This window comes from Variovorax paradoxus B4 (genome assembly GCF_000463015.1).
In the GTDB taxonomy this organism is placed as follows: Bacteria; Pseudomonadota; Gammaproteobacteria; order Burkholderiales; family Burkholderiaceae_C; genus Variovorax; species Variovorax paradoxus_E.
This window is the reverse complement of the sequence record NC_022247.1, coordinates 5785043-5795261: the sequence shown is the minus strand read 5'-3', so window position 1 is coordinate 5795261 and position 10219 is coordinate 5785043. Positions and strand designations below refer to the sequence as shown.

11 protein-coding genes are annotated in these 10219 nt (G+C 68.2%); 10 read left to right on the top strand and 1 reads right to left on the bottom strand.

The genetic code is table 11. The annotated features are described in order from the left end of the window. The first annotated feature begins 187 nt into the window (after positions 1–187). The 7 genes from rpmH (at position 188) to VAPA_RS27045 (ending at position 5929) form a co-directional block, all read left to right on the top strand. Positions 188–322, top strand: a complete 135-nt coding sequence (gene rpmH / locus VAPA_RS27075; protein ID WP_007834827.1) for a 50S ribosomal protein L34 — start codon at positions 188–190, stop codon at positions 320–322. Positions 323–423: 101 nt separating this feature from the next. Beyond that, entirely contained in the window at positions 424–843 is a 420-nt protein-coding gene (locus tag VAPA_RS27070) for a ribonuclease P protein component (RefSeq protein WP_021013183.1), read from the top strand. Then, on the top strand, positions 840–1127 hold the full coding sequence (gene yidD / locus VAPA_RS27065) for a membrane protein insertion efficiency factor YidD (protein ID WP_021013182.1): 288 nt from the start codon (positions 840–842) through the stop codon (positions 1125–1127). The genes VAPA_RS27070 and yidD overlap by 4 nt, the downstream gene beginning before the upstream one ends. Beyond that, entirely contained in the window at positions 1124–2815 is a 1692-nt protein-coding gene (gene yidC, locus VAPA_RS27060) for a membrane protein insertase YidC (RefSeq protein WP_021013181.1), read from the top strand. Before yidD ends, yidC begins: the two co-directional genes overlap by 4 nt. A gap of 78 nt (positions 2816–2893) precedes the next feature. After that, positions 2894–4321: a tRNA uridine-5-carboxymethylaminomethyl(34) synthesis GTPase MnmE gene (gene mnmE, locus VAPA_RS27055; protein ID WP_021013180.1), complete on the top strand. Its 1428-nt coding sequence runs from the start codon at positions 2894–2896 to the stop codon at positions 4319–4321. Positions 4322–4411: 90 nt separating this feature from the next. Then, a complete protein-coding gene (locus VAPA_RS27050; RefSeq protein WP_021013179.1) occupies positions 4412–4873 on the top strand; it encodes a Crp/Fnr family transcriptional regulator in 462 nt (153 codons plus the stop codon). Between the two features lie 93 nt (positions 4874–4966). Next, positions 4967–5929: a zinc ribbon domain-containing protein gene (locus tag VAPA_RS27045; RefSeq protein ID WP_021013178.1), complete on the top strand. Its 963-nt coding sequence runs from the start codon at positions 4967–4969 to the stop codon at positions 5927–5929. Between the two features lie 24 nt (positions 5930–5953). On the opposite strand, the gene VAPA_RS27040 is transcribed toward VAPA_RS27045, so the two are convergent. Continuing rightward, a complete protein-coding gene (locus VAPA_RS27040; RefSeq protein WP_021013177.1) occupies positions 5954–7939 on the bottom strand; it encodes a monovalent cation:proton antiporter family protein in 1986 nt (661 codons plus the stop codon). Between the two features lie 87 nt (positions 7940–8026). Here VAPA_RS27040 and VAPA_RS27035 point away from each other — a divergent pair, with 87 nt between their 5' ends. From VAPA_RS27035 to lptC, 3 genes are read left to right on the top strand one after another with little or no spacing between them, the layout of a single operon-like run. Further along, complete coding sequence (locus tag VAPA_RS27035) at positions 8027–9025, top strand: KpsF/GutQ family sugar-phosphate isomerase (RefSeq protein ID WP_021013176.1); 999 nt, start codon at positions 8027–8029, stop codon at positions 9023–9025. Beyond that, on the top strand, positions 9025–9573 hold the full coding sequence (locus VAPA_RS27030) for a KdsC family phosphatase (protein WP_021013175.1): 549 nt from the start codon (positions 9025–9027) through the stop codon (positions 9571–9573). Before VAPA_RS27035 ends, VAPA_RS27030 begins: the two co-directional genes overlap by 1 nt. After that, the gene (gene lptC, locus VAPA_RS27025) at positions 9570–10205 is read left to right on the top strand and encodes an LPS export ABC transporter periplasmic protein LptC (protein ID WP_021013174.1); all 636 of its coding nucleotides are present in this window, start codon (positions 9570–9572) and stop codon (positions 10203–10205) included. Before VAPA_RS27030 ends, lptC begins: the two co-directional genes overlap by 4 nt. The last annotated feature ends 14 nt before the right edge of the window (positions 10206–10219 follow it).

Below are 10219 nucleotides of genomic sequence, written 5' to 3'. Positions count from 1 at the left end.
TATCCACACGCTGCCGGCGGCGGCGAAAGGCCCGCAAATCCAGTCGAAGATTGTTAGGGGGCCGAATGTTTGCGATAATTGCGGGTTTCCCTGAAAACCTCATTGCGTCTTTCGGGGGCCAATCCGAAACACGCTCTCCGGCGCCCGCGGCTTTTTTGCCTGCGGAAACAGGGAATCAGGAACCATCATGAAACGCACATACCAAGCATCCAAAGTCCGCCGCGCCCGTACCCACGGCTTTCTGGTCCGCATGAAGACCCGCGGCGGCCGTGCCGTCATCAACGCACGCCGCGCCAAGGGCCGCAAGCGCCTGGCCGTCTGACGGCAGCCCGCCTGCCGTTGCCAGCAGCCGAACCGCCAGCGCCAGCTCCTGCAGCCAGCGCTTCTGGCCCGACCCGTAACGGCGGACACGGCTCGGCTTCCATGCAGCGGCTCAAGACCCGCGCGCAATTCCAGGCCGTCCTCGCAGGTGCCACCGTGGCGCGCACTGCTCATTTCGCATTGCACCGCTGTGCGCTCGATCTTTCGTCGAGCGCACAGCCGCTGTTCGCGTCCGACGATGTCTGGCTGGGTGCCATGGTGCCCAAGCGCTGGGCGCGCCGCGCGGTCACGCGCAATGCCATCAAGCGCCAGATCTACACCGTGAGCGCCGCGCCCGATACTGGCCTGCCGCGTGCTGCGCACGTGGTGCGGCTGCGCGCGGGTTTCGACCGCAAGGAATTCGTGAGCGCCTCCTCGGACAAGCTCAAGGGCGCCGTTCGGGCCGAACTCCAGCAGTTGCTGGCGCGCGCCGCACGCGCGCCGGTGCCTCCGGCTGCACCCTCCTCCTCCTCCTCCTCATGAAACGCCTGCTGATCGGCCTCGTGAAGGGCTACCGACTGCTGCTGAGCCCCTGGCTCGGCCAGTCGTGCCGCTTCACGCCGAGCTGCTCCGTGTATTCGATCGAGGCGCTGGAAGTGCATGGCGCGCTCAAGGGCAGCTATCTCACGCTGCACCGCATCGCGCGCTGCCAGCCCTGGTGCCAGGGCGGGCACGATCCGGTTCCACCGAAATCACAGCGTCGCACTGGCAGGCCAGGCTCGCTGTTTTCGTCTCTCCTCTCCTCCGACAAGAAGTCTTCGTCATGAACGATATCCGCCGCACGATCCTGTGGGTGATTTTTGGTTTCTCGCTGGTGCTGCTGTGGGACCAATGGCAGGTCTTCAACGGCAACAAGCCGACCTTCCTGCCGTCGAGCAAGCCGGCCGCCGTGGCCAGCGCTCCGGCAGGCAGCGCGCCAGCCGCCAGCAATGGCGTGCCAACCGCTTCCGCCGCCAGCGGCAGCGCGGGCGCCGTGCCCACGCAGACCGCGCCCGCCGCGCCGCGCGAGCAGGTCAACGTGACCACCGACCTGTTCAAGGCGGTGATCGACAGCGAAGGCGCCACGGTCAACTACCTCGAACTGCTCAAGTACGACGAAGCCGATCGCACCAAGCACGTCGTGCTGTTCGAGAACGGCTCGCCGGCCACGCGCTACGTGGCGCAGACCGGCCTGCTGAACCCGGTCGATTCCGGCGACCGCTTCCCCAACCACCTGACGCCGATGGCGCCGAAGGCCGGTCCGCGCGAAATGGCCGCAGGCCAGGACACGCTGGAAGTGGGCTTCGAAAGCGCGCCCGTCGGCGGCCTGAAGTACGTCAAGACCTACGTGTTCCATCGCGGCGACTACGCCATCGGCGTGCGCCACGAGGTCGTCAACGTGAGCGACCAGCCGCGCGATGCGCAGCTCTACATGCAGCTGCTGCGCCACGGCACGGTGGCCGCCGGCACGATGTTCGGCACCAACACCTTCACCGGCCCGGCCGCGTACACCAACGAGAAGAAGTTCCATAAGCTCGATTTCAAGGACATTGCCAAGGGCAAGATCGAGCCGCCGCCGCCCGCCAACGACGGCTGGGTTGCCATGGTGCAGCACTACTTCGTGTCGGCCTGGCTCCTCAAGGGCGACCCGGCCAGCGAACAGCTCAAGCGCGAATTCCGCGTGAAGGACCTGGGCGACAACCTCTTCACCGTCGCCATGGTGGCCACGCTGCCGAAGATCGCCCCCGGGCAGACGCAGGTGGTCAACAGCGCGCTGTTCGCCGGCCCCGAGGAAGAAAAGAAGCTCGAAGCCATCGCGCCGGGCCTCGACCTGGTCAAGGACTACGGCATCTTCGCGATCATCTCGAAGCCGCTGTACTGGCTGCTGAACCAGCTGCACGGCATCCTGGGCAACTGGGGCTGGGCCATCGTGGCGCTGGTGGTGCTGCTGAAGGCGGCCTTCTACTGGCTCAACGCCAAGGCCTACGCGAGCATGGCCAAGATGAAGGCCATCAATCCGAAGATCATGGAAATGCGCGAGCGGCTGAAGGACAAGCCGCAGGAAATGCAGCAGGAAATGATGCGAATCTACAAGACCGAGAAGGTCAATCCGATGGGCGGCTGCTTCCCGATCGTGATCCAGATCCCGGTGTTCATCGCGCTGTACTGGGTGCTGCTGTCGTCGGTCGAAATGCGCCACGCGCCGTGGATCGGCTGGATCACCGACCTGTCGGCACCGGACCCCTGGTACATCCTGCCGGTCGTGATGACGCTCACCTCGCTGTTCCAGACCTGGCTCAACCCGACGCCGCCCGATCCGATGCAGGCCAAGCTGATGTGGATCATGCCGCTCGCGTTCAGCGTGATGTTCATCTTCTTCCCGGCCGGCCTGGTGCTGTACTGGATCACCAACAACGTGCTGTCGATCGCGCAGCAGTGGTTCATCAACAAGCGGCTGGGCGTGCTGGGCAAATAAGCCGCAGCGGCCGCCGCCACTCCCGCAAAGGGCCGCATCTGCGGCCTTTTGTCTTTTTGCTGAAAGAATCGCGCTTCCATGACCTTTGCCCGCACCACCGATCCCGTCGTCGCCATCGCCACCGCTTCGGGGCGCGGGGCGGTGGGCATCGTGCGGGTCTCGGGCGCCCGGCTCGCGCCGCTGATCGACGCGCTCTGCGGCCGGCCGCTGAAGCCGCGGGAAGCCACCTACCTCCCCTTCCGTGATGCGGCCGGAGAGCCGGTCGACCACGGCCTGGCCATCCACTTTCCCTCGCCCCATTCGTTCACCGGCGAGGACGTGCTCGAACTGCAGGCCCACGGCGGAACGGTCGTGCTGCAACTGCTGCTGGCGCGCTGCCTCGAGGCCGCCGCCGAGCCCGATCCGGTCACCGGCCGGCCGCGATTGCCCGGCCTGCGCGTGGCCGAGCCGGGTGAGTTCAGCCAGCGCGCCTTTCTCAACGGCAAGATCGACCTCGCCCAGGCCGAGGCCATCGCCGACCTGATCGACGCCAGCACCGAGGCGGCTGCGCGCAGCGCCGGGCGCTCGCTTTCGGGCGCCTTTTCGCGCGAGATCCACGCGCTGCGCGATGCGCTGATCCATCTGCGCATGCTGGTGGAGGCGACGCTCGATTTCCCGGAGGAGGAAATCGACTTCCTCCAAAAGGCCGATGCGGCCGGGCAACTGGTGAAGTTGCAGGAGCAGCTGGCAGCGGTGCAGCAGCGAGCGAAGCAGGGCGCGCTGCTGCGCGAAGGCATCAAGGTGGTCATCGCGGGCCAGCCCAATGCGGGCAAGAGCTCGCTGCTCAACGCGCTGGCCGGCGCCGAGCTGGCCATCGTGAGCGCGGTGGCGGGCACGACGCGCGACGTGGTGTCGCAGACCATCCAGATCCACGGCGTGCCGCTGCACGTGGTGGACACGGCCGGCCTGCGCGAAAGCAGCGACGAAGTCGAACAGATCGGTGTGGCCCGCGCCTGGGGCCAGATCGAGGGCGCCGATGCCGTGCTGTTCCTGCACGACCTGACGCGCGCCGGCCTGCCCGACTACGCTGCCGCCGACGCCGAGATCCTGCGCGGGCTGCGGCAGAAGCTGCCCGCGAGCGTGCCGGTGCTCGATGTCTGGAACAAGCAGGATGCCGCGCCAATGCCGAATGCGGCGAATGCGGACGGCGCGGCCCGGGGCGTCGCCTTGTCCGCCAAGACCGGCCTCGGCATCGAGGCGCTGCGCGAACAGCTGCTGGCCATGGCCGGCTGGCAGGCCGTGCCCGAGGGCGTCTACCTGGCGCGGGCGCGCCATGTGCAGGCGCTGAGCCAGGTCGAGATCCATCTGGCACTGGCCGCGAGCCATCTGGCGGCGCAGGCGCAGCTGCTCGATCTGCTGGCCGAGGAGCTGCGCCTCGCGCAGAACGCGCTGAACGAAATTACCGGTGAATTCGGCGCCGACGACCTGCTGGGGGTGATCTTTTCGCGCTTCTGTATCGGCAAATAGAGACAGCCGACCTCAAAAACGTAAAGACTTGTAGCCGAAAACCGCGCCCTTCGCGGATACTCCGGCACAGAAGCGGGGGTTGAGAAAAGCATGTCCATCCAGAACCTGGGCCGCGCAATCGCGGACAACAGCAGCAACGACGCCTTTGCGTTGACGCTCAACGTACAACAGTGGGAAACGCTGGCGGGCTACCTGCAGCCCATCGACACCGGCGTTGGCGACGTTCTCATCGAGCAGGGCACGCACGACCGATCGGTGTACTTTCTCGAGAGCGGCGCGATCAGCGTGCACCGCGTGAGCAGCAAGGAACAGATGAAGCTGGCCGTGCTCATGCCCGGATCGGTGGTGGGCGAAGGCTCCTTCTTCTCGCGCCAGCCGCATTCCGCCAATGTGGTGGTCACCGGCGCGGGCCGCGTGTGGCGCCTCACGGCGATCCGCTTCGCGGAAATGTCGAACCGGCAGCCCAACCTGGCCCTTGAAATTGCCATGGGGCTGGGCGCGGTGATTGCCAAGCGCATGGCGCACCGGTCCAAGCGCGTCGCAGTGACCTGAGCACCGGCCGGTCGGCCCGCTCCGCAATTCGGCCCTCGACGGCTCTTCGCCGCCAGTTTTCCTGAAATCGTTTTTCCCTAGAAGTCCGTCGTCATGGCCTTGATCTGTCCGGTGTGCAGCGCGGAGAACCGCGAGGGCGCCAATTTCTGCAGGGGCTGCGGCGGCAAGCTGGCGCCTGCCGCACCCGCGCCAATGGCGCCGCCTCCGGCCCCCGGCAGCAGATCGGAGCGCGAGTGGGCCGCCACGGCGCCCGCGCAACTGCGTGCGCCCACGATCCCGGGCGGGCTTTTCGAAGCCGGCGTCTACGCGGCTTCTGCAGCATCTTCCGCGAGCGCCAGGTTGCCGGACGACGACAACAAGACCGTCATCGTCCTGCCGGAGCCTTCCGACCGACTTCCTTCCCGGCGACAGCGGGACGCCGGAGCGAAGAAGAAATCTTCTGCTTCCGGGACCTCCAGGCCGCGGCGGTCCGCCGGTGCCGAGGCACAGAAGAAGCCGTTGCGCTCGCGCGGCGTGTGGCTGTGGGGCGTGCTGTTGGCGGTGGGGCTGCTCATGATCGCCGCCGGCTGGTACGGCCACGGGACCGACAGGCCGGTGGAAGAGGTCGGTCGGGTCGAAGCGCCTGCCGCGCCGCCCGCTGCGCCCGTGCCGTTGCCCGAGCCGGCCGTGGCGGTGCCGGAATCCCCCGCCGCGGAAGCGCCGGTTGCGGAAACGGCAGTGCCGGTATCGGCGATGGATGCACCGGCGGCCGCAAGCCCCAAGCCGCCGCTCGCCACGGCCAAGCCGCGCAAGCCAGCGCCGGTGGCACCCTTGCAGCCTGGCGCGACAGCGTCCGCACCGGCCCCTGCCGTCGCGCCGCCTTCGTCCCCGGCCCCGGCCCCGGCGTCGCCCGCCGATCCGCTGGCCCTCTGCGGCGACCGGAACTTCATCGCGAAGGCCCAGTGCATGGCCGCGCAGTGCCTCAGGCCCGAATACAAGGCGCATGCGCAGTGCGAAGCCGTGCGCCGGCAGCAGCGGATCGAAGAGGAAAAGCGCAATCCGACGCTGATGAACTGAGCTCACGCGCGCCGGCGGAGAGGCTCAGCCCTTTTGCAGGCGCTCTATGGCCACGGCCAGGGCGGCGGGCTTGCCGCACAGGACGAGCGTGTCGCCGTCGGTCAGCACCGTGTCGTCGGTGAACACCTGGTTCTGGCCGTCGTGGCGGCGCAGGCTGGCGACGCGCACCCCCAGGCTTTCGAGCGCCATCCGCGCCAGGGTCTGGCCGACGGCGCGGGCGCCGGGGGTGAGCGTGAGGGTGTTGAGCCGCTCGTGGTCGAGCTCGTCGGCGTTGTCGTCGTCCGCGCCGTGGAAGTAGCCGCGCAGCAGGTTGTAGCGCGCGTCGCGCTGGTCCTGCACCACGCGGATCACGCGCCGCATCGGCACGCCGACCAGCGCCAGCGCATGGCTCGCGAGCATCAGCGAGCCCTCGATGGCCTCGGGCACCACCTCGGTCGCGCCGGCCGCCTGCAGCTTCTCGAGGTCGAGGTCGTCCTGCGTGCGCACGATCACCGGCACCTGCGGCGCGTGGGAGCGGATGTTGGCCAGCACCTTCATGGCGCCCGGCACGTCGAGATAGGTCACGACCACGGCACTGGCGCGGGCCAGGCCGGCCGCCATCAGCGCCTGCAGCCGGGCCGCGTCGCCGAACACCACCGAATCGCCCGCCGCGGCGGCCTGGCGCACGCGATCGGGGTCGAGGTCCAGCGCCATGTAGGGAATGCCTTCATGCTCCAGGATGCGCGCCAGGTTCTGGCCGCAGCGCCCGTAGCCGCAGATGATCACGTGCTTGGCGGTATTGATGGTCTTGCGCGCGATGCTGGTCATCTGCAGCGATTGCTGGAGCCAGTCGCTGGCCACCAGCTTGCGCACGATGGTGTTGGTGTACATCACGATGAACGGCGTGGCGAGCATCGACAGCACCATCGAGGCCAGCACCGGATGGGCCAGCCACGGCGGCAGCAGGCTGCGTTCCTGCGCCAGCGTCAGCAGAACGAAGCCGAATTCGCCGGCCTGCGCCAGGTACAGGCCGGTGCGCAGCGAGACGCCGGAGGTGGCGCCCAGCACCCGCGCCAGCACCGTCACCAGCGCCAGCTTGAACGCCAGCGGCAGCACCAGCAGCACGGCCACCAGCGCCCAGCGCTCCACCACGATGTGCCAGTCGAGCGACATGCCCACCGTGATGAAGAAAAGGCCCAGCAGCACGTCGTGGAACGGTCGGATGTCGGTTTCGACCTGGTGCTTGTATTCGGTTTCCGACACCAGCATGCCGGCGATGAAGGCGCCCAGCGCCAGGCTCAGGCCGGCCAGGTCGGTGAGCCAGGCCAGGCCGAGCGTGACCAGCAGCACATTCAGGATGAAGAGCTCCTCGCTGCGCCGCCGCGCAACGAGGGTGAGCCACCAGCGCATGACGCGCGGACCGCCGTAGAGCAGCACGCCGATCAGCAAGGTGGCTTTCACCAGTGCCAGGCCGATGGCCTTGGCCAGCGCCTCGGGCGGTGCGCCGAGGGCGGGAATCAGCACCAGCAGCGGCACCACCGCCAGGTCCTGGAACAGCAGCACGCCCATCACGCGCTTGCCGTGCTCGCTCTCGAGCTCGAGCCGCTCGGCCATCAGCTTGACCACGATCGCGGTGCTGCTCATCGTGAGGGCGCCGGACAGCGCCAGCGCCGTCTGCCATCCGAGCCGCCAGACCGGCGGGAGCTGGGAGGCGATGAGGAGCGCCCCGGCGGTGGCAATGGCCATGGTCAGCAGCACCTGCAGCAGGCCGAGCCCGAACACGTGCTTGCGCATGGCGCGCAGCTTGGGCAGGCTGAACTCCAGCCCGATCACGAACATCAGGAACACCACGCCGAACTCGCCCAGGTGGCGGATGGCTTCGGAGTTCTGCGCCAATGCCAGCGCATGAGGCCCGATCAGCACGCCGGCCGACAGATAGCCCAGCATCGGCGGCAGTTTCAGCGACCGGCAGACCACGACGCCGATCACTGCGGCCAGCAAATACATCAGCGTGAGATCGAACGAGGACATGGCTGGATGCTAGAGCAATGTCCATGCCCCGAGCGTGCTGCTTGTACCGGGCAACGGGACGTGCCGGCCGGCCCGTAAAATCCGCCGATGAGTTCAGCTCCCCTGCCCCCCGTGGTCGACGCCGACGCAATCCTGGTGCGGGCGCGCGCCACCTTCGACATCGAGTCCGATGCCGTGCTCGGGCTCAAGTCGCGCGTGGGCCCGAGCTTCGTCGACGCCGTGCGCAGGATCCTCGACGTGCGCGGCCGCGTGGTCGTCATGGGCATGGGAAAAAGCGGCCATGTCGGCCGCAAGATCGCAGCGACCCTGGCCTCCACCGGCACGCCCGCCATGTTCGTCCATCCGGCCGAGGCGAGCCACGGCGATCTCGGCATGATCAAGCCGGTCGACCTGGTGCTGGCCATCTCCAACAGCGGCGAGGTCGACGAGCTCACCGTGATCCTGCCGGTGGTCAAGCGCCAGGGCGTGCCCCTGATCGCCATGACCGGCCGCACCGATTCCACCCTCGCGCGCCACGCCGACATCGTGATCGACGCCGGCGTTGCCAAGGAGGCCTGCCCGCTCAACCTCGCCCCCACCGCAAGCACCACGGCCCAGATGGCCATGGGCGACGCGCTGGCGGTGGCGCTGCTCGACGCGCGCGGCTTCGGCTCCGAAGACTTCGCGCGCTCGCACCCCGGCGGCGCGCTGGGCCGCAAGCTGCTCACGCACGTGAGCGATGTGATGCGCTCGGGCGACGAAGTGCCGCGCGTGGCGCCCACCGCAACGCTCAGCGAACTGATGCGCGAGATGAGCTCCAAGGGCCTGGGCGCCACCGCCGTGGTCGACGCGCAAGGTCGCGCCATCGGCATCTTCACCGACGGCGATTTGCGCCGCCAGGTCGAGACCGGCGGCGACCTGCGCGGCCTGACGGCGGCCGACGTGATGCACCCCGGCCCGCGCACGCTGCGTGCCGAGGCGCTGGCGGTCGAGGCGGCCGAGCTGATGGAAGAACACCGCATCACCAGCGTGCTCATCGTCGACCCCGAGGGTCTCCTGATCGGCGCGCTCAGCATCAACGACCTGATGCGCGCGAAGGTCATCTGATGCCGCTCGACTTCCAGGCCGAAACCTTGCTCGCCGCGCAGGATGTGCGCATCGCGTTCTTCGACATCGATGGCGTGCTGACCGACGGCGGCGTGTATTTCACCGAGCACGGCGAAACGCTCAAGCGCTTCAGCATCCTCGACGGCTACGGCCTCAGGCTGCTGCGCCTGGCAGGCATCACGCCCGCGGTGATCACCGGGCGCGACTCCAAGCCGCTGCGCGTGCGGCTCGAAGCGCTCGGAATCCAGCACGTGCGCTACGGCACCGAAGACAAGCTGCCCGCGGCGCAAGCCATGCTCGAAGAACTCGGTTTCAGCTGGCTCCAGGCCGCGGCCATCGGCGACGACTGGCCCGACCTGCCCGTGCTGGCGCGTGTCGGTTTCGCGGCCGCGCCCGCCAATGCGCATGTCGAAGTGCGCGACGCGGTCAACTATGTCACCCGCGCACGCGGCGGAGAAGGCGCGGCGCGCGAGTTCTGCGATCTGCTGCTGACGGCCGGCGGCCACTACCAGCGCCTGCTTGACGCTGCCCGAGGTCCCAGGCAATGAAGCGCGCCTGGAGCCTGCTGCGCGACGTTCTCGACCGCGCCACGATCTACCTGCCCATCATTCTCACGGCAGCCGTCGCGCTCGGCACCTATTGGCTGGTGCGCAACGCGCCCAAGCTGCTCGAACCGACCGCCAAGGCCGCGCCCACGCACGAGCCGGACTATTTCATGCGCGGCTTCGTGATCAAGAACTTCCTGCCCAACGGCGACCTGCGCAGCGAACTCCACGGCAAGGAAGGCCGGCACTACCCTGACACCGATACCGTCGAGGTCGACGACGTGCGCATGCGCTCCGTTTCGCCGCAGGGCTACACGACCCACGCCACCGCCAATCGCGGCCTTTCGAATTCCGACGGCAGCGAGATCCAGCTCTTCGGCAACGCCATCGTCATCCGCGACCCGGCCGTGGGTGCCAACGGCAAGTCCACGCCGCGCCTCGAGTTCCGCGGCGATTTCCTGCACGCCTTTCTCGACACCGAACGCGTGACGTCGAACAAGCCGGTCACGCTGATCCGTGGCAGCGACCAGTTCACCGCCGACAACCTCGACTACGACAACCTGAGCGGCGTCGCCAACCTGACCGGCCGGGTGCGCGGCATCCTGATTCCATCGGCGGCCGGCAAGCCGCGCTGACGCAACCCCTTCCC